The organism is Priestia sp. AB (genome assembly GCF_028369225.1).
Taxonomy (GTDB): Bacteria; Bacillota; Bacilli; order Bacillales; family Bacillaceae_H; genus Priestia; species Priestia megaterium.
The window spans coordinates 19,926-42,468 of record NZ_JAQMYN010000015.1; the positions used below are offsets into that span (position 1 = coordinate 19,926).

The window sequence follows — 22,543 nt, forward strand, 5'->3', positions numbered from 1 at the left end:
ATTCAATTATTTTACCTATAACTAAAATAGGTTAGAATAAATGTATGAGGTGTTAAGAGAAAAGAGGGAAAGGGAATGAAACCAACGATATATGATGTAGCAAAGGAAGCTGGAGTATCCATTTCAACCGTTTCTAAAGTATTAAATAATACGGGGAGTATTGCAGAAAAAACCAGAAAAAAAGTTAGGGATACCATGCATCAGCTAGACTATCAACCTAGTGTCGTAGCATCCGTTAAAAAACGTATTCAAACTATTGGGCTTTTAATACCTAATATTGCTAATCCTTTCATGGCAGAAATAGCAAGAGGTATTGAAAATCATGTTAAGAAATTCGGTTTTAGTTTGATGATTTGTAGTACGGACAATGATTTAAAGAATGAAATCGAATACATTTCTATATTAAAGCAAAAGTACATAGATGGTATTATAATTGCTACAGGGTTAAAAGAGGATAAAGCTATTAAGGAGCTTCTTAAGGCTGAGATTCCGGTTGCATTACTTTCGAGAGATGTATCTTCGCTTGCTGTGGATGCAGTATTAGTAGATGATTTTCTAGGGGGATATGAGGCTACAGAATACTTGATAAGCTTAGGTCATAAAAGAATTGCAATGATTACTGAAGACATTAAGTTTCCGACTATAGGAGCAAGATTTGAGGGATATAAGCAAGCCCTTGAGAAAGCAGGATTGCCATATGATGAAAGTTTAGTATCTCTCAATAATACTTCACTTGAGGAAGGAAAACAGTCTACACGTGAACTTCTGCATTTGTCTGTTCCCCCGACAGCTATTTTTGCCTCAACCGAATTTCTTGCGATTGGAGCAATACAAGCTGCGCGTGAACTTAAGATAAAAGTTCCGCAAGATCTATCAATTATTGGGTTTGACGATACGGTCCTATCGACAATTTGTGATCCTCCTTTAACTACTATAGCTCAACCTATTCATGAAATGAGTAAGAAGGTTGTTGAACTATTGATAGAAGAGATTGAAGATTCAAAGGAGACGAAGCAACGAATCGTTTTATCTCCAAAATTAGTGGTTCGTGCCTCTACTTCTCACAATAAAATGAATACATGAATGTAAATAAAGTAACTAAACCTTATAGTAATTAATACGCTTATTAAAGATAAATATTTATGTATTAGATAATCAATTTTTAGAAGCAAAAAAGGCTACACAGCTTACTTTGAAGCTATGTAGCCTTTTTTGCTATCTTTTTTAAAAAGAAGAAAATCAATAACGTTAAATCATAAGCATATTCATCTATATCTTCGAAAATATCTATAGTGAATTTATCTTGTTTGAGATGGTCTTGTACTCCATTATTCCAACTAACAACGTATTAATCTATTCACTATATGTCTTTACGCTTCTCTAAAATCTTCGTTTGACATAGGTAAAATATTGCTAATTATTCTATATAATAAAATTCATTTTACGCAAAAAATATAGTTATTTATGGACAATCCATTTAAAGCTTTCCTCTTAACTTTATTAAATTATCGTGGTAACTACTTATTGACTTTAAGAAAATCCAAAAAGGAAAGAACTTTCCTTTTTTTAAAAGAGTGCCTGTATGTCTTTTACCAATACTTATAAAAAAACATAAAGTTATTTTACTGTTGTTAAGATGCTTAGGAAGGACATTTACTCTAAAAACTCAGTTATAAGATATAAGTTCATGTTATTATTTAAATTTTTAAAAAATTATTGACAATAAAAAAACTAGAGGATAAACTCATTATCAAGGAAAGAACTTTCCTTACTTGTTAGCTTACTAATCATAAAAGGGTTGGTTAAACCAAAATATGAAAGCGCTACAAAAAAAGAATAGCAAGAATAAGGTAACTTTATTTAATCATAAGGGGGAAGAAAGATGAAAGAAGTTAGAATTGGTCTGGTTGGTGCAGGACGTATGGGAAGTTTTCATGGAAGAACAGTTGCTCGTAAAATCTATGGGGCAAAACTTAACGCGATTGCTGATCCAGTTTCAGGAGCTGCCGAAAGACTTGCGAAAGAACTCGGAGTATCAAAGGCATATACAGATCCAAAGGAAATGTTCCAAGATCCACATATTGACGCAGTAGTTATTGCAGCACCTGCCCGTTCACATGCAGATCTTGTTGTTGCTGCTGCTAATGCAGGGAAAGCAGTATTCTGTGAAAAACCAATGGCAATTACCTTAGAAGAAGCAGATAGAGCCATATTGGCAGCAGAGGAAGCAAACGTTCCCTTACAAGTAGGCTTTAATCGTCGTTTTGCTTCAGATTTTAGAGCTGCTTATAACGATATTGTGGAAGGTAAAATCGGAACTCCACAGTTATTGAGATCATTGACACGTGATCCGGGATTAGGGGATCCTACTCCAATTCCAGAATGGACGATATTCTTAGAAACGCTCATTCATGATTTTGATGCTCTGCTCTATTTAAATCCAGGTGCAGAACCGATTGAAGTTTATGCAGTAGCTGATGCACTTGTACGTCCAGATTTTAAAGATAAAGGTCTCCTTGACACTGCGGTTGTTAACATCCGTTTTGATAACGGAGCAATTGCAACAGCTGAAGCGAATTTCCAAGCAGTTTATGGATATGATGTTCGCGGGGAAGTATTTGGTTCAGATGGAATGGTGACAGCTGGGGGTGTTCAACAAACAAATATGATTCGCTACACTTCAGAAGGAATAAGTAGGGATACATATCGAAGAGACACTGAATTATTGCACGATGCTTACGTGGCAGAACTCACTTCTTTTGTAGAATGTGTGCGTAATGGAAGTACTCCATATGTAACAGGTAACGATGCTCGCAGAGCTCTTTCTATTGCACTTGCTTGTATTGAATCTGTTAAGACAAATGCACCAGTCAAAATTAAGGAAAGCGTACAGTTGATTTAATTAAACTATCTTCATTATAAAATCATTATTTTATTTGACCTAAAAAGAAAGCGATATCATTAATGTCTAGGTTCTTCTTTTTAGGTTTAACTTTCTAAAATTCAGCAATTTTAAAATAAATTAAATGTATAAAAAGGAGAATAAAGATGAAATTTTCAATTTGTAGTTGGACGTTTGGAGATATTCCTTTAGAAAAGACAATGGAGTTTGTAGCAAAAACGGGATATGACGCAATAGAAATTAGAGCTGCAGTAGACGATTATAAATGGCGCGATATTAAACAATTAGCGAAAAATTTAAATCTAGAAATAAGTGGTTTGACAGGTGATACTGGTTGGCCAAACGAAGAACAAGATTTAGCCAATCGAAGCGAAGATAACCGAAAAAAAGCAGTTTCATACTTTGAAAGACAAATCGAAGCTGTTAAAGAGGTAGGAGCAGAATATTTAGTTGTTTGTCCTTCTGCGGTTGGAAAAACAACTCCAATGGGCAACAATGGAGAGGATTGGAAATGGGCTATTGACTCTGTACAAAGATTAACGAAAAAAGCAGAGGAATTAAATATTACTCTTGTAATAGAGCCTTTAAACAGATATGAGAGTTGTATTGTTAATACAGGAGCCGATGCTACAAAATTTGTGAAAGAAGTTAACCACCCTAAAGTGAAAATGTTACTGGATTCCTATCATATGAACATTGAAGAACGAGACCTTGAATTTCCTTTTTTAGATGCAGGGGACAACCTACATATTCTTCATGTAGCTGATAGCAATCGAAGAGGCATGGGGCGTGGACACATCGACTTTAGACCATTTATTTCTGGGATACAGAAGATAAACTTTGATGGATATGTTGTAGTAGAAGCAACAGCTCCTGGTCCGAATCCTTTTCAAGCGAATAAAGGGGCTAACATGAATATGATTTATACATTCGCGGAAGAAAGTTTATCGTTCTTACAAAATAACTTCAAGCCTGTAAAACAACTCTAAATAGTATTTCTTTACTAAAAAAGATTCAACTAAAGGGGCGGATGGGTGGACCATGAATAAACAAAAAATGTATAGGTGGGTAATATATTGTTTTGGTGCTTTAGGTGGGCTTTTATTTGGTTATGATACAGGAGTTATTTCAGGTGCTCTTCTTTTTATAAAAAAAGACATGGGGCTAACACCTTTTCTTGAAGGGTTAGTTGTAAGTGGAGTTTTAATTGGTGCCCTTATCGGTGCGGCTTTTAGTGGACCTGTAGCCGATAAATATGGAAGAAAGAAAACAATTATTATGTTAGGTGTACTATTTACCATTGGCGCAATTGGAACAGCTATTTCTCCTAATGTACATACTTTAATTGCGTTTCGTATTGAGCTGGGAATAGCAGTTGGAGGGGCTTCAGGCATTGTACCTCTCTATTTAGCCGAAATGGCCCCAGCTAGTATTCGCGGTAAAGTTTCTTCATTAAACACGATTATGAATGCCCTTGGCATCTTCATGGCCTATCTTGTAAATTATATGTTTGCAGCTTCAGGAAATTGGCATTGGATGCTAGGGTTAGCTGTTGTTCCTTCTGTTTTATTGATGTTAGGGATGTTCTTTATGCCCGAAAGTCCAAGGTGGCTTTGGCAGAATGCAAGTGAAAATGAAGCACGTAGAGTATTGTCTTTAACGAGAAATTCACAACAAGTAGACGAAGAAATAGAAAGTATAATGCAGGTAAAGTCTCAGAAAAAAGGCAATCTTAAAGACCTGTTTTCCCCTTGGTTACGTCCAGTTTTATTTGTTGGAATCGGCATTGCTGTATTTCAACAGGTTATCGGAACCAATACAATTATTTACTATACACCAACGATTCTACGTACGGCTGGATTTGGATCTACAGCCGCCATTGCTGGAACGATAGGTATCGGAGTTTTTAATATTTTGTTTACAATTATCGGAATGCTTCTTATTGATAAAATTGGCCGCAAAAAGCTGTTATTAATCGGAAACATCGGTATGACGATTGCGCTTGGTACACTGGGAGTTGGTATGACATGGGTTGAGGTGCCTGTATGGCTATTACTAACTTGCCTTTCCTTATTTATTGTTGCGTATTCAGCAAGTTGGGGTATGGTCGTATGGGTTATTCTTGGTGAAATCTTCCCTATGAATGTGCGTGGCGTAGCAATGGGGATAGCAAGTACAACTTTATGGCTTTCAAACATCATCATCTCGATGTCATTCCCAGTGCTTGTAGAGGCTGTTGGGGTAGGAGTCCTATTCTTAACATATGCAGTTATTGGCGTCTTTGCTTTCCTCTTTGTTATGAAATATGTTCCCGAGACAAAAGGTCGAACGCTAGAAGAAATTGAATTAGAGATAGCCTTTAAAAATAAACAAGCTGTTAGCTAATAAAGGTTGATTACCTATCAGGAATAGCTTCAAAAATTAATAAGAGAGTTTAAATTCTGAGTAAAAATAAGTCACGACTTTTATAAGATGTGACTTATTTTTGTATTTATATAATGTCTCTTAAAAGAAGCAGACAAAAGAATCCATACTGAAGGCCTCTAACAAGGGTTCTTTTGCTGGGGTATGAAACTTTTTATATACCCTTAATTTCTCAATCTTTCTGAGACAACCAAGCTCGAAATTTCTGGGGAAAAGTAGTTATTTTAATCACTCTAAATTAAAAATAAACTGGTTTCAGGTCTTTAAAGAGAAAACTTTTTCCTATGTAAATGTTATGAATTTATTTAAGTAGTTCCATCTTCTAAAAGCTTAACAGGCAGATATGTTTCAAGTTCTATATTGGTGAATTCGCCCTCAATCTCTTTAGATAAAATGTCAATTGCTACTTTTGCAATAGAATCGATAGGTTGTTGTATAGTCGTTAGTTCTGGTAGTATAGCCTTTACTGTTTCTGTGCCATCGTAACCAATCACTTTTAATTGAGTGGGTATGTCTTTTCCTCTCTTTCTAGCTTCTGTGATGACAGCAGCCGCAATTAGATCATCACTTGCAAAAATACCGTCTACTTCCGGGTGTTCATCAAAAAGCTTAACGATTACCTCCTCACGGCTCTTTTGAGGAGAGACTTCATATGTAATTGGTAATTTTCCTTGTCCTTTCATAACATCCTCATACGCTTTTCTTCTTAAGTTTGCTGGTGTTTCCAAATCGAGTGGACCATTAATATGAATGATATTTTTACACTGTTTCTTTATTAACAATTCTGTAGCTTTTTTCCCTCCATCATAATTATCAGATCCTACAACAGGAATCTTTTCAGATAAATAATGATCAATTGCTACGATAGGTAAATTTTGTTTATGATAATCTAGGACTCCTCGGTTGTATGTTACAACAATGACCCCATCTACCTGGTTTCGTATAAGCATTTCTAAGTATTTTTCCTCTTTATCCATACGGTTTAAACTGTTACAAAGCAACAATTTATAACCTAGTGAAGTACAAATACTTTCAATATGAAAGGCAAGCTCACCAAAAAATGGGTTACTTGAATTGGGTATAATTAATCCTATTAAATTTGTTTTTTTATGAAATAAAGAACGTGCTAAATCGTTTGGGAAGTAATTAATTTCTTCCATCGCTTTATAAACTTTATCCTTTGTTTTCTCACTTATATAACCTCGATTATTTAAGACACGTGAAACTGTTGTTGATGAAACTCCTGCAACCTTTGCTACATCATGGATATTAGGTTTCATTATCTTTCCTCCTATCCCACTAAATATCACTTGTTAATATTATATTAGGATTTTTTATCTTTATTATTTAAATAGGCGTTTATATTTTTTAGTTACATAAGAATTTTTTGATTAGGTTAGGAAAATAGCTTGTTGAGAATTATACAGACACTTCATGTCAATTAAAATTAATTCCTCTTTTGGTAGCTTTACAATTTCCTTATTAATAAAAATTTCATATTGTGAAATAGTTCATTTCGAAGAACACTTTAATTAATTAAAGTTTATTTGTTACGGACTTATTGTAGAAAATATCTCTACCATGTGCAAGAATTAGAGGTTAATTACCATTAGCATATATCGAACATACATTAACTTTTATTATGAACGAGATATTGATAATACATATATTCTAATATATTATACCTTCGTTTTAAGGGTAGGAGCGAAAAGTTTGATATTTCAAAAAAAACATGTCAACCGATTGACATATGTAAACGGTTGACATAAAATACTCCTTGAAAGCGCTTTTATATATTTGTTGTGAATAAGGAGATATAAGGGGGACTGGAACGTATGAAGAAATGGCTTTTAGTAGGTATATCTTTATTACTAATTCTTGCTGTAGCAGGTTGTAGTAAAGGTAAAAGCGTAAGTAGTGACGGCAAACAAATGGTTACAATGTGGGTACACGTATCAGACGATAGTGAAGAAGGTAAGGTGTATAAAAAACGAGTAGATGCTTTTAACAAGAAGTATGAATCTAAAAATGTTAAAGCTAAAATTGAATTTATTCCACGTAGTGGAAACGGCGGAGGGTATGAAGATAAAGTAAACGCAGCGTTGACAACTGATACATTACCCGATGTTATTACGTTGGATGGTCCAAATACTGCTGCTTATGCAAAATCTGGAATCATTGCTCCACTAGATGATTACGTGAAAGATCAAGATGATTTACTGCCGAGTATCAAGCAACAAGGAACATACAAAGACAAATTGTATGCGATTGGTGCAAGTGAATCGTCCGTGGGAATTTACTACAATAAAAAAATGCTACAAGACGCAGGCGTTGATTTAAATACGTTACCAACAGTTGATAATCCTTGGACATGGGATCAATTCATGGCTCTTTGTAAAACGTTGAAAGAAAAATATAATAAACCGGCTATCGATATGCAATTACAATCAAAGGATGAAATGTTAACGTATGCACTAACGCCATTTGTATGGTCTGCAGGCGGGGAAATTCTCTCAAAAGATGGTACCAAAGCTGAAGGTGTGTTTAATAAAAAGCCTAGTGTTGAAGCCATGACTTTTATACAAATGATGCTAAAAGAAGGTTATACAACGCGTACTCCAGTCAAACAAGCTTTTGAAACAGAAAAGTATCCAATGAAGTTTAGTGGTGTATGGACAGTAACGGATATGGAAACAAACTTTCAAAAAGTTGACTATGGTGTGATGCCTTATCCAGTATCACCAAAAACAAAGAAACTAGTTTCACCTTCAGGAAGTTGGCAGTTTGCAATGACACAGAAATCTGAAAATAAAGAATGGTCTGCTAAACTAGTAGATTGGATGACAAATAAAGATTCGAATTTAGAATTAAGTCGTACAATTGCAGCACTACCAGTTCGTTACTCTTCTGAAAAAGTACTTACAAAAGAATTTTCGGATCAAATGAATGTATTTATGAAACAATTAAAGGAATCAGGACACGCTCGGCCAGTAACACCAGCATATCCACAAGTAACACGTGCTTTCCAACAAACAATTGATGATATCAGTTTCTATGATCAAAACAAAAATATTAAAAAAGTCTTAGATACACGCGCTACAGAAATGCAAGCAGCTATCGATAAGGCTAATCGATAAAAGCAGCTAGAAGGAGGCATTATGATTAAAACTGGATTAAAAGGAAGTAAGACTGTTTACACATTCCCAGGAACAGAAAAAGAGGCTAAAAATAGAATTAAATGGAGAGAAAATGTAGTAGCTTATACATTTTTAGGACCAGCATTATTACTTTTATTGCTGTTCCTGATTATTCCAGCTATTATGTCCGTCTACTATGCATTTACAGATTATTATCTTTTAACACCCGATACGCGCAAATTCGTAGGATTAGATAACTTTATCAATTTATTTAAGGATCCTATTTTCTTGAAAAGCCTGGCGAATACACTGAAATTTGTCGTATGGGTAATTCCTTTACAGATAGGGGCAGCTCTTGGGCTGGCCCTCCTGTTAAACAAACAACGTAAAGCTAACACATTTTTTAAAGTAGCTTACTTTAGTCCTGTGGTAATGTCGCTCGTTGTTATCTCAGTTCTTTGGCTTTATTTATTAAATCCAAATGAAGGAATTATCAATAATGTACTCACTTATTTTGGTATTTCAGCTCAACCGTTCTTAACAAGCCCTAAACAGGCTATGTTTACAATTGTTTTTGTTTCAGCCTGGCAGGGAGCTGGATTTCAAATGTTAATTTTTCTAGCAGGTTTGCAAAATATACCTGGAGACGTCTACGAAGCTGCACAACTAGATGGAATGAATAAATGGCAACGATTTATTTATATTACGTTACCATTATTAAAGCCAACCTCTATTTTCATATTTATTACGACATTAATTGGTGCGTTTAAGCTATTAGTTCAACCAATGGTTATGACACAAGGGGGGCCAGTAAACTCCACGATGACGGTTGTATATTACATTTATCAAACTGGCTTTACGGATCGAATGGTTGGATACGCTAGTTCGATTGCCCTTCTATTTGGAACAATTATTGGATTAGTTACGCTAGCGCAACGGAAATTAGTAAAGGAGGAAGATGACTAATGAGACGAAAATTCGGGCCTTTAACAATCCTAGAATACATTTGTTTATTTTTGCTGGCGGTATTATTTATATTTCCATTGTTTTGGATGATGGCATCCTCAATGAAACCTGAAGCAGAAGTTTATAATAATATGAATAGTATCAAGGCTTTCCTACCTTCCTTTCATCCGTCGGATTGGTTTATATCCTATAAACAAGTTCTGACGCGCTTTCATTTACTTGGTTATATAATAAACAGCTTGTTTTATGGTTTATGTGTAGCAGCAGGTTCTGTCATTATCAATGGGATGGCAGGTTATGCGTTCGCTAAATTGAATTTTAATGGAAAAAGAGTGCTGTTTGGTCTTTTATTGGCGCTTTTAATCGTACCACTTGAAACAATCTTAATCTCCCAATTTACTATAGTTCACAAACTGGGATTAGTAGACACTCGTCTCGCTGTAATTCTGCCAGCCTTAGCAGGGGCATTCAATATCTATTTATTCCGAAACTTTTTCATGGCTATTCCAGCAGAGATTATTGAATCAGCCAAATTGGATGGAGCAAATACCTGGCAAATATTCTTGAGAATTATGCTCCCGATGTCTAAACCGGCTGTTGCTACAGTTGGAACTCTAGCCTTTATCGGAAGTTGGAATGATTATATTTGGCCTTTAATGGTTTTAACGGACAAATCAAAATTTCCGATTCAAGTTGCAATAACAGCCATCAATAGTACCGAGCCAGTTTACACGAATCAAGTTATGGCTGTTTTAACGATATCCACCATACCCTTAATTCTTATCTATATAGTGGCTCAGCGTTATATTTTAGAAGGGATTGGTGGTTCAGGAACGGGTATTAAATAAGAAAAAATTAGGTTATTGTTGCGAAAGCAATACTTAGGTATGGGTAATTTTAAAAATAAATGTCAACCGGTTGACATAAAAATATTGACTTGTGAAACCGGTTGACATAAAATGAATTTGAAAGTGCTTTCAGTTTTTGTTTCAAGGATTCTATATATCTAGTTAAAGGAGCAACAAACATGAAAAGTTCAAAAGTTCTCTATTGGAAGTTAAGCGCATATTTTTTCTTTTTCTTTTTTACTTGGTCTTCTAGCGCCTCTTTATTTCCCATTTGGTTAAAGCAAGAATTGAATTTAAGTGGATCAGCCACAGGTTTGATTTTCTCTGTAAACGCTATCTTCGCATTGTGTATACAGCCTGTATATGGTTACATCTCTGACAAGATAGGCCTAAAGAAAAATATATTATCTTTTATTAGTTTACTGCTTGTATTTGTAGGACCATTTTATATTTATATATATGGACCACTATTAAAATATAATGTGATTTTAGGTGCAGCTGTGGGAGCTATTTATTTAGGCATTGGGATTTCTGCAGGTATTGGCGCTATTGAAACCTATGTTGAAAAAGTTAGTCGTAAATACGATTTCGAATACGGAAAGTCTAGAATGTGGGGTTCGTTAGGTTGGGCGTCAGCAACTTTCTTTGCAGGTCAGCTATTTAATATTAATCCCAATATCAACTTTTGGGTGGCATCTATTTCAGCAATTATCTTAGTTGCAATTATTTTATCAGTAAAAATAGAAGTCACAAACTTTGAATTGGAAAAAGCTGAGTCCGTTAAATTAAAAGATGTTGGGCAACTTTTTCTTTTAAAGAAGTTTTGGTTTTTGATGATGTATGTGATTGGAGTAACGTGTGTATATAGTGTGTACGATCAACAATTTCCAATTTACTACACATCTTTATTTCCTACCGAGGCGAGAGGGAATCAAGTATTTGGATATTTAAGTTCTTTTCAAGTATTTTTAGAGGCCGGAATGATGTTTATTGCACCTTTTATTGTAAACAAAATTGGAGCCAAAAATGGACTATTATTAGCAGGTCTTCTAATGGCATTTCGCATTATTGGGTCAGGGCTTGTAGTGGGACCAATTGGGATTTCCTCAATGAAATTAATACATGCACTAGAATTACCCATTATGTTGATAGCTATTTTTAAATATTTTGCAGCTAACTTCGATACCCGATTATCTTCGGTTTTATATTTAGTTGGATTTCAGGCTGCCTCTCAAATAGGTGCATCTTTGTTATCACCTTTTGCAGGTAAATTATACGACATAATAGGTTTCCGTCATACTTATCTTATTCTAGGAACAATGGTCCTTTGTTTTACGATTATTTCAATGTTCACCTTATTAAATTCTAATAAAATTAAAGATTTAGAAGTAAATGAAAAAGACATAAAACAAGTTATATAAGGAGATGTTAGAATGTTCACAATAAATAACCTCCAGCAAGCGCAAGAAGCATTGGATACTGCAAAAGAAGGAGTAAATAAACGTTATCGGTTAGGCTATCATATTATGGCACCTGCCAACTGGATTAATGATCCAAATGGTTTAGTACAGTATAAAGGAGAATATCATGTCTTTTATCAACATCATCCATACGATGAAAACTGGGGTCCAATGCATTGGGGCCATGTAAAGAGCAAAGATCTTGTGCATTGGGAACACTTACCTATCGCTTTAGCTCCTGGTGACGCTTGTGATACTGACGGGTGTTTCTCGGGAAGCGCTGTAGATAATGATGGTGAATTAACGTTAATCTATACAGGTCATCACTATATGGACAAAGAAAAAGATCTATTTTATCAAAATCAAAATCTTGCTGTTAGTACCGATGGTGTCACATTTCATAAGATTGCAGAAAATCCAGTAATCCCTGAACCACCTACAGATAGTAGTCATCATTTCCGTGATCCTAAAGTATGGAAACAGAAAGATAGTTGGTATATGGTAGTAGGAAATTCGACCAAGGAGAATGTGGGCAGAGTAATTTTATACCGTTCTCCAGATTTACGTACGTGGTCATATATTGGTGTATTGGCACAAGGAAACGAAAACCTTGGATTTATGTGGGAATGTCCAGATTTCTTTGAATTAGATGGAAAACACGTTCTCATAATTTCTCCACAAGGTATTAAAAAAGATGGGGATTTATACAACAACTTATTCCAAACGGGATATTTAATTGGAGATTACAATTACGAAACAAACGATTTTACACATGGCTCATTTAGTGAGTTAGATAATGGACATGATTTTTATGCAGTTCAAACGTTATTAGATGAAAAAGGACGTCGAATTGCTATTGGTTGGATGGATATGTGGGAGTCAGATATGCCAACAAAAGAAGATGGATGGTGCGGAGCACTTACGTTACCACGTGAAGTTACTTTAGGAGAGCATGATAAAGTTTTAATGAATCCTGTAGAAGAATTAAACTTATTGCGTGAGATTGAACATAATACACTTACCGATGTAACTTCTAATAGCTATTTAATAGAAACAAACGAAGATTTAATCGAAATAAAAGCTGTGTTTGACCTAACCAATTGTAACGCTCAGTCGGTTGGAATAAGAATTCGTGGCATTAACCAGGAAGAGACTATATTAACGTATCACTTGGACAAACAAACACTAAAACTCGATTGTTCTAAATCTGGTAAAGTTGAAGATGGTGTAAGAAAAACCATTCTTAGGGCAAATCAAGAGCTTTCCTTACGCATATTCCTTGATCGATCCTCTATTGAAGTATTTGCAAATGAAGGACAAGCAACTATGACAAGTCGTATTTATCCAACTGAAGATAGATTAGGCATTGAAGTATTTGCAGATGTTGAAGATGTAAAGATTAAGGAATTAACATATTGGAAGTTAAAAGATATCTGGAAATAAACTATGAGTGAACAAGTGTACAAGCACTTGTTCATTGTTTTGGGGTGAAGATGTTGAAAAGAGTTTTTTGTATTGGTGAAACATTAATTGATTTTATTCCTGTTCAAAAAGAAAAGTCTTTAAAAGAAGTTACTAGTTTTGAACGTGTGGCTGGGGGAGCTCCTATGAACGTTGCAATTGCGATTGCAAAATACGGGGGGAATTCTGTTATGCTAACGAAAATAGCTAATGATAGCTTTGGCGATTATTTAGTAGATGTGCTTGAAGGAAATGGGGTAGATACTTCATATATTATTCGATGCAATGAAGGAGAGACCGGTTTGGCATTCGTATCTGTAGATAAATTGGGAGATAGAGACTTCAGTTTTTATAGAAAGAATTCAGCTGACTTATTACTTTTACCAAACGAAGTGAAAGTAGAGTGGTTTGATAAGGGAGACCTTCTTCATTTTTGTTCTGTAGATTTAGTTGAAAGTTCAATGAAACAAACTCATATCAAAGTAATAGATAGTTTTCAAAAAATAGGGGGGATTGTCAGTTTTGATCCCAATGTTCGTCTTCCCTTATGGCCTGACAAAGAAAGCTGTCGTCGAACAATTCTAGACTTTTTACCTTTAGCAGATATCGTAAAAGTATCGGATGAAGAATTATTTTTTATAACTAATATTAAGGGAGAAAGGGAAGCTATTAACTCCCTTTTTGTTGGCAATGTAAAAGTAGTAGTTTATACCAAAGGAAAAGATGGAGCCCTTATTTATTTAAAAAATGGAGAACAATTCGAGGACAAAGGATTTAAAGTGACTGTCTCAGATACAACCGGAGCAGGTGATGCATTTATAGGTGGTTTTTTATCTGAATTGCTTTCAATTGATATATCGAGCGAAAATCTATGTCAAAAAGTGAGTGAACACCATCAAAAGTTGCTTACCTTTGCTAATGCAAGTGGGGCACTTACTGCCTCAGTAAAAGGAGCGATTCACGCAGCACCTGGAAAACAACATATAATGAATTTTATTGCTACTCAAAGAGCATAAGAAAATATGTATTTATAGTTAGGACTTAGTATGAAATCCACGATATAAGTAAGGGTTAAAAGAAAGGATTTAAATAATGAGGACTGAAAAAGAAAAGATGTTAGATGGAGAAATGTATAATCCTGCAGACGCACAATTAAGAAAGGATCGAGAACATGCTAGAAGGCAGGTTAGAATATATAATGAAACTTTAGAGAGTGAAGATAATAAGCGTATTAAATTATTAAAAGGTTTATTCGGTTCTACTGGGGAAAACGTATATGTTGAACCAAATATTAGAGTTGACTATGGCTATAACATATTTGTTGGCGAAAACTTTTTTGCAAACTTTGATTGTGTCATTCTAGATATTTGTGAAGTTAGATTTGGAGATAACTGTTTACTTGGTCCGGGTGTACATATCTATACAGCAACTCATCCAATTGACCCAGATGAACGGAATTCAGGAAAGGAATATGCAAAACCAATTATTGTTGGAGATAACGTATGGATTGGTGGGAGTTCAGTGATAAATCCAGGAGTGTCGATAGGAGACAATGTGGTTATTGCATCTGGCTCAGTAGTGACTAAAGACGTACCTAACAATGTAGTAGTAGGTGGGAATCCCGCAAAAATCATTAAAAATATTGGAAATTAAGGATATAAGGATATTTCACTAAATTTTAGCAACAGTACTCTAAATGAAATTTGAATTTCTAACTTATTAGTTAATTGGTGATTAAATTGGATATGTGGATGGGGAAAATTAGAGATTATAATCATTTGGGTCATTATTTAGGGAACTATCAAGCAATTATAGAGAAGCAGGATAAGATGCTTTATAAGATGACACTATGGTTTAATCCAGCATATACGCTAAAAAAGCGAGATAAAAATAATCATTTAAAAGATAAAATATTGTATAGTTCAAGTGTAGAGGTACTTAAAAGAAAATTTAGAAGTAAAATTCCTCTTTTAAAGCAACAAACAAAAGTAGTATGGATAAAAAGAGGGTTAAATATTTAATTTCTTCAAGTAAAAGGTCATGATGGCAGGAAATTTTACTTGTAAAGCTAGTTTTTATTGGTTCTGGTGCAAGCCAACCCATGATTATGCATTTTACTCTGTATATACTTAAAAGGACATATCTTATGATATGTCCTTTTAATATGGTTAATTTTCATCTTTTTTTCCCCATTAAATGATAAATTAATGGCTAATCATGCTGTAAAGCATTTTCCATAGATATCACCTTTCGCAAGCTTATCTAAAAAGGTAAGCTTTTCTCTTATACTCTGCATTTTGTTTACATAATGTCTCTTTCCGGAACACACCATAAAAAAGAACCCTTGGTAGGCAAGGGTTCAAAGTTTGTTGTTCGAACGGGAACATGCAGCCTTTTATACATCCTTGGTTTAACGGGTTTTACCGTAAATATGAATGACCTGAAGATGTATAAAAACTCTGCGTTTTATACATATGCTCGTACGGTAAAATATAGTCTTTATGGCAAAAATGTGCTAAAATTCTCTTGAATTGATTTTTTACACTTTCATAGGTGTAATCCCTAAAAAGCAACCTCGCTTGCCATACCGAGGTTGCTTTTTATTTTGTTAACGATAATAAATACTTTAACCTCTTACAATAGATTTAAATATCTTGTCTGTTAAAGGATGCATTTTTAATTACCTTAATGGATTTTTTAGGAATCCAAAAAACTAAACAATAAAAAATCAAATGAAAGTCAAAAAAGACTGCCTAGTTTGGCAGTCTTTTTCTTTTCCTTATGAAAAGTGACGATTAATAGTATCTTCCACTCTTGTTAACATACCTTTATAAGCTTCTTCCTCAAGGTATCCAATGCTTCCAAATAGTAAATGTTCTACCGTTTCGATTCCAGTAAAATCAAATATTCCAACATCAGATGTTACCTTCAATCCTGCTGTCATGCCAATCTCATCGTAGACTTCATTAGGGGTACCATGGGTATTAATAATTAAACCTTTTTTACCTTTCAAGAGTTTAACAATCCCTTCTGCACCAGGCATATAAGCGAAACCATAGGCAAATACTCGATCTACGTATCCTTTAAGAATAGCTGGAAGTCCCGTCCACCAAATAGGATAAATAAATGTTATAGCATCTGCTTCAGAAATAAATTCTTGTTCTGTTTTAATGTCATTAGGTGTTTTTCCTGCCTTCATAGCTTCCGTATCTTCTGGTTTCAAAACAGGTTGAAAATTAAGTTCATATAAATCACGTACGATAACTTCGTGTCTGTTTTTCCTTAACGTATTAACAGCTGTATCTAAAATTGAATGATTTAAACTCTCTGGATTAGGATGAGCGTAAACAATAAGATGTTTCATAATAAATAACCTCCGTGTATTTAATTTACATTTGATTATTAAAGATAATTTAATATTGAAGAAATTCACTCAATAATTTCCAGTATTCCACTGGAGATTATTGAGTGAATTTCTCTGGAAACTGCTTCACAACTCCCGTGGAGATTGTATCTGCCATTAAGATGATATGTGAGACACCTTCATCAATCGCACCAATTCTTGCCTCCCAATCCCTTGCTAAGCTCGCAGATAAATCATTTGTCACCAATTTTAGGTGCATATACAGTAATTTTTTCAGATCCTCACTTTTTAAATAAGGGTTAGCTCGGCTAAGGAACGCTGCTATATCATCAGCATTTCGATACCATTCTTTGTTTAACTGATTCACCAAGGCCTTCTTTCCGGTTTTTGCTGCATCTACAATCTTGCCGGCAAGGATAATATGTTCCTTAAGCAAATTCGTAAGCTTGTTTCCGGCTTTCTCTCCGTATACTGGCTTCACAGCATTCCCAATATCCTCTTGGTTTTTAAGCAATCTTGCCAATACCTGCTTTTGATCTTCTGATCCTGCTGTTGTTGCACTTGTAATATAATTGCTTGTCCACAGTACATGATCAATCCAAAGTCTTCTGAATTCATTTTCAAACGTTACCTCAGATTGGCTAATACGATGTTCTTGAGCTTCAGCAACAGTACTAATGGGTCCAGCCAATATGTTCAGTGGAAATAACAAAATAAATCCTACCATTAATATTCTCTTCATAAAAACTACTCCTTCCAAATTAGGTGATTATCGCCCTTATTATTTGTATAGGAGATTTTTTACATTCTTTAAAATGTTACTTTCCAACATTAATTCTTTATAGAGTACCGCCACATGCCTAATCAGCTAACACTTATGAAAGGTTACAGAGGATATCTTTTTGTAAGATTATAGTAGAAAAATTCAAATCCTAGGACCTTGTATTTATCTATTCATAAATAGTATTGCTTGTCTCATATGCTTATATAAAATTCTAGAAGGGAAAAGAGGTGAAAAATGTGAAGCATATGCTGATGGTATGTAATCAACATGTGAAGGATGGACTTGTACGCCTTGAAATTCCCCATGTAAAGAAGATTCACTACTCTAAACACACCTGTTCTTTTTGTAATAAAAGGGCAGAAATAAAAATTTATTATTCCATCGCTCAAAAATATAGTAAAACCAATTCTATAGTATGAAGAGCCTATAATCTGGCCTGTTTTTAGCAAAAATAACGCTGCAATACTCATTCTACATTTGGTGATCTTATATAATATGTAGGGTTAAAAATCAAAGAGGAGTAATTAATATACCTTCTTTTTAGACAGAATTCCCCTTCATCTAAATCATATATTGGATAGAAGAATACATTAAAAAAGCTCAAGCCTGAAAAGATTTGAGCTTTTTTATGTGAGCCTAAGCATGTCCAGACATAAAGCAGAATAACTTAGAATGAAGCTATTTTACAATTGTAGGAGGAGTAATAATGACTAATGCATTTGTTGCACAATCCTTAGATGAAATTCGTTTTTGGTCAAGAATTATGAAGGAACACTCATTGTTTCTTCGCTTAGGTTTCAGGTGTGAGGATACACAATTAATTAATGAAGCGAATCAATTTTATCATTTGTTTGAAGATATTGAACAACGGTCTCATTCCTTTACTCATCAAACAGACCCGGAGCAAATGAAAAGATTCAATTCAGAAGTCCAACAAGCAGCCACAGGTATATTTGCTTTTAAGAGAAAAGTTTTAGGCTTAATCCTGACCTGTAAACTACCGGGTTCAAATAACTTTCCTCTTTTGGTTGATCATACTAGTAGAGAAGCCAACTATTTTAGAAAACGATTAATTGAATTAAACGAAGGGAAATTGAAGCCACTCGCTGATTCCATTATCAAGGAAAATGTCTTCTTTTTAAGAATTATGGCTGATCATGCCCAGTTTATAGGTCATCTTCTTGATCCATCCGAAAGAAAACTTGTTGATATGGCCAGAAACTTCAGTCATGATTTTGATCAATTAATTTTTCAAGCAAGAGATTTAGAGTCTATGAAACCACAATCTCAAACGGTTCCTCTTTTAGATCAATTTCTTGATCAGAATCGTGTTTCTGTAGCTTCCCTTCGGGACTTTAAAAAAACAGCCAGAGATTTAATTGAGGAATGTAAAATTAAAAGCATTATCCATCCTCTTCTGGCTGATCATGTTTTTCGAGAAGCTGAAAGGTTCCTTCATATTATCGATATGTTTGAACAGAGTCTTCAAGCACATAAATAATACATTGATGTTAAATTTAAACTTTTTTTCTTTATGAATCTTAATGATTTAACTTCAAAGGGCTTCGGATTTTAATGAAGCCTTTTGTTGTTATCTTTCGAAGTATCTTATAACCATAGCATTGCCTTTGAATATAAGGAAAATGAAGAGGAGGAACAGCAAGTGACGTCTACTTTTATAGGAATAGACTCTAATCAACAAAATAATTATCTTAATGCGATCGACGCTGCCTTAGAAAAAGGAATGGCTGCCAAAGAGGTAGCCTGTTCAATTACAACTGGTTTCCGAAGGGTTCCTTCCATGCGGGTTGCCCCAGGACTGAATACGTATCATGCTTCTGTAGCTGATATCGGCTATGGGTTTGATGCAGTACAAGGAACGATTAGTCGTATCCGTCAAGGAGAATCTATTGAACTTGCAAAGGAAATGCTTGTGTTTGATCTTGACACACTGGGTATTAGTGAAAAGCAATTAAGGCCTAATTTTGAACTTGCTGTAAAAAGAGCCAAGCCTGATGCTTTTTACTTAATTGCACAAAGCCGGTATCTGCATGGTCAAATCTTTGAAGCAATTAAAGAGTCAATTAGGCTTGGGCGAGCTCTGTTGGGTCCCGAGTGGGAAACTATACGAGCGAATATAGAAGAAATTCAGGCAATACCACGTCTTTAGAGGAGAGGAAGATAGAAAAATGTTTCCTAACGCAGAGTTTTTAAATATGAGTGTAGATCAACAGCGACACTTATTGGACTGGTGGAACACAACGGAATCAGCCAAATTGATTGTGAGACGTTTAGTTTCATTGGTAAGTGAACTAAGGTTACACCCTGAATCAAGCCACGCAGATGGAATGATTCTTTTCTATAGGGCTGTTTCAGAAGTTTCATACGGATATGCAGGTACACGAGGATGTATACGTAGGGCGTTTAACGATGAATACAGTGAATCTCTGAGAAGGAATATGACCATGTGCCACGGGTTTGCACGTAAGTTTTCCGTAGATGCAAAAGTTCTTCTTGAACGAGTAGCTAAGCAGATTACTGGACCGAATGCCCTAGAACTAATGCATCGTATTCGAGAGGTATTGAAAGAAAATGATGTGATGTTACACGAGATGGAGATAAAAGCTCATGCTTTCTACGAAAAGGCAAGTCACTAAAGAATGTAGGTTTAGGTGAGTGCATTTATTAGGTTCCAGTGGGGTATTTTGGATTTTCTACGCAGAATAAATTAGTTTTTTAGATACATTCAAAGGATCGCCAGTATAGGTGGTCTTTTTTGTTATTGTCTTTAGGTTTATGGACGTATGAGAAACCTCATACTATACAGCATTTGAGTAAGGGCCATGATAAGTATTTTTATAAGTTTATAACCCTTGTAATAAAATCTATATATCTTCTTATCTATCACCATATAAAATGTAACAAATTGTTATTGACGTTACAGTTAAAAAGAACTTATAATCTTATAGAAATTATATTTGATAACGATTTTCATTTTCAATTCGTACAATTAATTGTTAATTTATTTCTTTGGGGAGAGGGAAAATAATGCAACGTAGGACTAGCCTATACATAATTATTTTTGCAATTGCGATGATAGCATTTCCATTTCGTAGTTTTGCCGCAAGTGCTGAAAGTGATCTACAAGATGCAAATGAAAATATTATTGAAGCGCTTCAATCTGCACAAAATGGTAATGTTGAAGGAGCCAAGAAACAATACGAAACATTTTCATCTACATGGATGTCGATTGAAAGTGGTATAAAAAAGCAGTCTCAGGAGGCCTATCGTGAAATAGAAGATGGGATGGGACAGATACAATTTGCTTTGGCTCAGCAACCTGTCCAAAAAGAGAATTTAGAAAATTCTCTCAAAAATCTAAAGCAAACCAATGAAAAGTTTATTGCAGGAAAATACCCTCGTACTACAGCAAAAGCTGAAGATGAGGGAACAAAGCAGGGGAATGTAGCCGATTTAATTGTGTTATTAAATCAGTCACTTTCTAAATTAGATCATAACGATGTGAATGGTGCAAAAGCAGATATTGAGCAGTTCCGCACTTCCTGGTTGGATATAGAAAGCGTAGTGTTAACACAGTCTTCTAAAATCTATACAAACGCTGAGAGAGACATGGTAACGTCGTATGCAATGCTTTCTTCTAAGAACCCTGATGTAAAGGGAGCTAAAAAAACAATTGAAGGAATGCGAGATTATCTTTCTCCACTTGCATCTAAAACAAGTTATAACATGTTAGATGCTACAACAATCCTTTTACGTGAAGGTTTAGAAGGTTTACTTGTTGTAGTAGCACTTTTAGGTTTTTTGAAAAAATCTGGTCATGCAGATAAGAGTAGATGGATTTGGATCGGTGTTGGCTCAGGCCTGGGAGCAAGTATTATATTAGGTGTTATTGTAAACATGTTGTTTTCTGCCGGAGCATTTGGGAGTAATAACTTTTTAATCGCTGGGTGGACGGGAGTCTTCGCGGCAATGATGCTTCTGTATATGAGTTATTGGCTTCATAGTAAATCAAGTACGGCAGAATGGCAACGATATATTCAGACTCAAAGTACGAAGGCTATTGATAAAGGAAGTCTGTGGTCATTAGCTATTCTTTCTTTCCTTGCTGTTTTCCGGGAGGGAACTGAAACCGTGTTATTCTTTATCGGCATGGCTTCATCCATTAAACTGCCTACACTTTTAACAGGGATAGCTATTGGATTAGTATTATTGATTGTTCTTTCTTACTTAATTTTAAAAGTTGGATTAAAGATTCCAATGCGTCCATTTTTCTTAGTATCCAGTGTTCTAATGTTTTACTTATGCTTCAAATTTGCCGGTATGGGTATCCATGGGCTCCAACTTGCTGGATTATTACCAGCTACACAAGCTCCAATCCCTACTATAGATTTTTTTGCGATTTATTCAACATGGGAGAGTGTAATTCCACAAATCATTTTACTTATAGTTGCAGTTGTCGCAATGGTATGGAATAAAAAAAAGGATAAAAAAGCAAAATTACAACAGACAAATCAGGGGGAATCAAAACATGCGCTCTAAAAAACTTATCGTACCAATCATCTTAGCAACGTCATTTACATTAGCAGCTTGCGGAGCAAAAGAAGAAACAAAGAAAGAAGCTCCAAAAACAACAGAGGAATCATCAAATTCAAAAGCAGTTTCGATTGCTGATGGTGCGAAAGACATGAAACAAGTACTTGCTGATATGAATACACAACTTACAGCAAAAGACGCTACAAAAGTAAAAGAGAGTGGAGAGAAATTAGAGGAGAAATGGGAAGTATTTGAGGATTCAGTAAAAGATAAAAGTCCCGACCTATATGAAAAAGTAGAAACGCCACTTCATATAATTGAAGCAGGAGCAAAGGTTGAACCCCTCGATACAAAAACGTTAGACAAAGCAGCAACAGATCTAGACAGTGTATTAACAGAAGTACAAAATTTAAAATAAAACAATGAAAAGAGTGCTTTATCTATGGTTAACATAGGATAGAGTGCTCTTTTTTTATATATTATCAGAAGGAAATTCAAAAATCACATTATCTGGTTGTTATATACAGGGGATAAAGTCCATCTATATATGGCTTATATTTAGATGGCTTATATAATCCGTCTGCATTAACACATAATAAAAATACATTAAAAGCTCAATTTTATTCTTTAATTAAATCACTAG

General features: G+C 34.8%; 20 protein-coding genes. 17 read left to right on the top strand and 3 right to left on the bottom strand.

What is annotated here, in order from left to right:
* Window positions 1–75 precede the first annotated feature (75 nt).
* The 4 genes from POF52_RS26625 to POF52_RS26640 all read left to right on the top strand — a co-directional run bounded on the left by POF52_RS26625 (window position 76) and on the right by POF52_RS26640 (window position 5,287).
* On the top strand, window positions 76–1,083 hold the full coding sequence (locus POF52_RS26625; protein WP_271996508.1) for a LacI family DNA-binding transcriptional regulator: 1,008 nt from the start codon (window positions 76–78) through the stop codon (window positions 1,081–1,083).
* Between the two features lie 799 nt (window positions 1,084–1,882).
* Complete coding sequence (locus POF52_RS26630; protein WP_271996511.1) at window positions 1,883–2,902, top strand: Gfo/Idh/MocA family oxidoreductase; 1,020 nt, start codon at window positions 1,883–1,885, stop codon at window positions 2,900–2,902.
* A 146-nt stretch (window positions 2,903–3,048) separates the two neighbouring features.
* Entirely contained in the window at window positions 3,049–3,891 is an 843-nt protein-coding gene (locus tag POF52_RS26635; protein WP_271996514.1) for a sugar phosphate isomerase/epimerase family protein, read from the top strand.
* Between the two features lie 52 nt (window positions 3,892–3,943).
* Entirely contained in the window at window positions 3,944–5,287 is a 1,344-nt protein-coding gene (locus POF52_RS26640; RefSeq protein WP_271996517.1) for a sugar porter family MFS transporter, read from the top strand.
* A 344-nt stretch (window positions 5,288–5,631) separates the two neighbouring features.
* Here POF52_RS26640 and POF52_RS26645 read toward each other — a convergent pair whose 3' ends face one another.
* Window positions 5,632–6,606, bottom strand: coding sequence for a LacI family DNA-binding transcriptional regulator (locus POF52_RS26645; protein WP_271996519.1), 975 nt, complete (start codon window positions 6,604–6,606; stop codon window positions 5,632–5,634).
* A gap of 555 nt (window positions 6,607–7,161) precedes the next feature.
* On the opposite strand from POF52_RS26645, the gene POF52_RS26650 reads away from it, so the two are divergent.
* From POF52_RS26650 to POF52_RS26685, 8 genes are all read left to right on the top strand, one after another.
* Window positions 7,162–8,463, top strand: a complete 1,302-nt coding sequence (locus tag POF52_RS26650) for an ABC transporter substrate-binding protein (RefSeq protein WP_271996522.1) — start codon at window positions 7,162–7,164, stop codon at window positions 8,461–8,463.
* A gap of 21 nt (window positions 8,464–8,484) precedes the next feature.
* A complete protein-coding gene (locus POF52_RS26655; RefSeq protein ID WP_271996524.1) occupies window positions 8,485–9,429 on the top strand; it encodes a carbohydrate ABC transporter permease in 945 nt (314 codons plus the stop codon).
* The gene (locus POF52_RS26660; protein ID WP_271996526.1) at window positions 9,429–10,277 is read left to right on the top strand and encodes a carbohydrate ABC transporter permease; all 849 of its coding nucleotides are present in this window, start codon (window positions 9,429–9,431) and stop codon (window positions 10,275–10,277) included. Before POF52_RS26655 ends, POF52_RS26660 begins: the two co-directional genes overlap by 1 nt.
* 179 nt (window positions 10,278–10,456) lie before the next feature.
* The gene (locus POF52_RS26665) at window positions 10,457–11,698 is read left to right on the top strand and encodes an MFS transporter (protein ID WP_271996528.1); all 1,242 of its coding nucleotides are present in this window, start codon (window positions 10,457–10,459) and stop codon (window positions 11,696–11,698) included.
* A gap of 21 nt (window positions 11,699–11,719) precedes the next feature.
* Window positions 11,720–13,180 carry a glycoside hydrolase family 32 protein gene (locus POF52_RS26670; protein ID WP_271996649.1) on the top strand — a complete coding sequence of 487 codons (1,461 nt, stop codon included), beginning with the start codon at window positions 11,720–11,722 and terminating at the stop codon, window positions 13,178–13,180.
* 53 nt (window positions 13,181–13,233) lie between these two features.
* On the top strand, window positions 13,234–14,214 hold the full coding sequence (locus POF52_RS26675) for a carbohydrate kinase family protein (protein WP_271996652.1): 981 nt from the start codon (window positions 13,234–13,236) through the stop codon (window positions 14,212–14,214).
* Window positions 14,215–14,290: 76 nt separating this feature from the next.
* Window positions 14,291–14,851 (top strand): maltose acetyltransferase domain-containing protein, encoded by a 561-nt coding sequence (locus POF52_RS26680; protein ID WP_271996530.1) that lies wholly within the window; start codon window positions 14,291–14,293, stop codon window positions 14,849–14,851.
* Between the two features lie 86 nt (window positions 14,852–14,937).
* On the top strand, window positions 14,938–15,219 hold the full coding sequence (locus POF52_RS26685) for a hypothetical protein (RefSeq protein ID WP_271996533.1): 282 nt from the start codon (window positions 14,938–14,940) through the stop codon (window positions 15,217–15,219).
* 758 nt (window positions 15,220–15,977) lie between these two features.
* On the opposite strand, the gene POF52_RS26690 is transcribed toward POF52_RS26685, so the two are convergent.
* Window positions 15,978–16,562 (bottom strand): NAD(P)H-dependent oxidoreductase, encoded by a 585-nt coding sequence (locus POF52_RS26690; protein WP_271996536.1) that lies wholly within the window; start codon window positions 16,560–16,562, stop codon window positions 15,978–15,980.
* Between the two features lie 97 nt (window positions 16,563–16,659).
* Complete coding sequence (locus POF52_RS26695) at window positions 16,660–17,304, bottom strand: glycosyltransferase (RefSeq protein ID WP_271996539.1); 645 nt, start codon at window positions 17,302–17,304, stop codon at window positions 16,660–16,662.
* Window positions 17,305–18,052: 748 nt separating this feature from the next.
* On the opposite strand from POF52_RS26695, the gene POF52_RS26700 reads away from it, so the two are divergent.
* From POF52_RS26700 to POF52_RS26720, 5 genes are all read left to right on the top strand, one after another.
* Window positions 18,053–18,847 carry a DUF2935 domain-containing protein gene (locus POF52_RS26700; RefSeq protein ID WP_025753287.1) on the top strand — a complete coding sequence of 265 codons (795 nt, stop codon included), beginning with the start codon at window positions 18,053–18,055 and terminating at the stop codon, window positions 18,845–18,847.
* 162 nt (window positions 18,848–19,009) lie between these two features.
* Window positions 19,010–19,516: a hypothetical protein gene (locus tag POF52_RS26705; protein ID WP_271996544.1), complete on the top strand. Its 507-nt coding sequence runs from the start codon at window positions 19,010–19,012 to the stop codon at window positions 19,514–19,516.
* 19 nt (window positions 19,517–19,535) lie between these two features.
* On the top strand, window positions 19,536–20,003 hold the full coding sequence (locus tag POF52_RS26710) for a hypothetical protein (protein WP_271996547.1): 468 nt from the start codon (window positions 19,536–19,538) through the stop codon (window positions 20,001–20,003).
* A 391-nt stretch (window positions 20,004–20,394) separates the two neighbouring features.
* Window positions 20,395–21,906 (top strand): FTR1 family iron permease, encoded by a 1,512-nt coding sequence (locus tag POF52_RS26715; RefSeq protein WP_271996550.1) that lies wholly within the window; start codon window positions 20,395–20,397, stop codon window positions 21,904–21,906.
* The gene (locus POF52_RS26720; protein WP_271996554.1) at window positions 21,896–22,318 is read left to right on the top strand and encodes a hypothetical protein; all 423 of its coding nucleotides are present in this window, start codon (window positions 21,896–21,898) and stop codon (window positions 22,316–22,318) included. Before POF52_RS26715 ends, POF52_RS26720 begins: the two co-directional genes overlap by 11 nt.
* Window positions 22,319–22,543: the final 225 nt, after the last annotated feature.

Excerpts from the sequence above, each read along its gene's own strand:
- POF52_RS26660 (WP_271996526.1), top strand. The coding sequence starts at position 9,429 with ATGAGACGAAAATTCGGGCCTTTAACAATCCTAGAATACATTTGTTTA.
- POF52_RS26630 (WP_271996511.1), top strand. The coding sequence starts at position 1,883 with ATGAAAGAAGTTAGAATTGGTCTGGTTGGTGCAGGACGTATGGGAAGT.
- POF52_RS26665 (WP_271996528.1), top strand. The coding sequence starts at position 10,457 with ATGAAAAGTTCAAAAGTTCTCTATTGGAAGTTAAGCGCATATTTTTTC.
- POF52_RS26655 (WP_271996524.1), top strand. The coding sequence starts at position 8,485 with ATGATTAAAACTGGATTAAAAGGAAGTAAGACTGTTTACACATTCCCA.
- POF52_RS26680 (WP_271996530.1), top strand. The coding sequence starts at position 14,291 with ATGAGGACTGAAAAAGAAAAGATGTTAGATGGAGAAATGTATAATCCT.
- POF52_RS26720 (WP_271996554.1), top strand. The coding sequence starts at position 21,896 with ATGCGCTCTAAAAAACTTATCGTACCAATCATCTTAGCAACGTCATTT.
- POF52_RS26635 (WP_271996514.1), top strand. The coding sequence starts at position 3,049 with ATGAAATTTTCAATTTGTAGTTGGACGTTTGGAGATATTCCTTTAGAA.
- POF52_RS26645 (WP_271996519.1), bottom strand. The coding sequence starts at position 6,606 with ATGAAACCTAATATCCATGATGTAGCAAAGGTTGCAGGAGTTTCATCA.
- POF52_RS26625 (WP_271996508.1), top strand. The coding sequence starts at position 76 with ATGAAACCAACGATATATGATGTAGCAAAGGAAGCTGGAGTATCCATT.
- POF52_RS26695 (WP_271996539.1), bottom strand. The coding sequence starts at position 17,304 with ATGAAGAGAATATTAATGGTAGGATTTATTTTGTTATTTCCACTGAAC.
- POF52_RS26715 (WP_271996550.1), top strand. The coding sequence starts at position 20,395 with ATGCAACGTAGGACTAGCCTATACATAATTATTTTTGCAATTGCGATG.
- POF52_RS26710 (WP_271996547.1), top strand. The coding sequence starts at position 19,536 with ATGTTTCCTAACGCAGAGTTTTTAAATATGAGTGTAGATCAACAGCGA.
- POF52_RS26700 (WP_025753287.1), top strand. The coding sequence starts at position 18,053 with ATGACTAATGCATTTGTTGCACAATCCTTAGATGAAATTCGTTTTTGG.
- POF52_RS26690 (WP_271996536.1), bottom strand. The coding sequence starts at position 16,562 with ATGAAACATCTTATTGTTTACGCTCATCCTAATCCAGAGAGTTTAAAT.
- POF52_RS26640 (WP_271996517.1), top strand. The coding sequence starts at position 3,944 with ATGAATAAACAAAAAATGTATAGGTGGGTAATATATTGTTTTGGTGCT.
- POF52_RS26650 (WP_271996522.1), top strand. The coding sequence starts at position 7,162 with ATGAAGAAATGGCTTTTAGTAGGTATATCTTTATTACTAATTCTTGCT.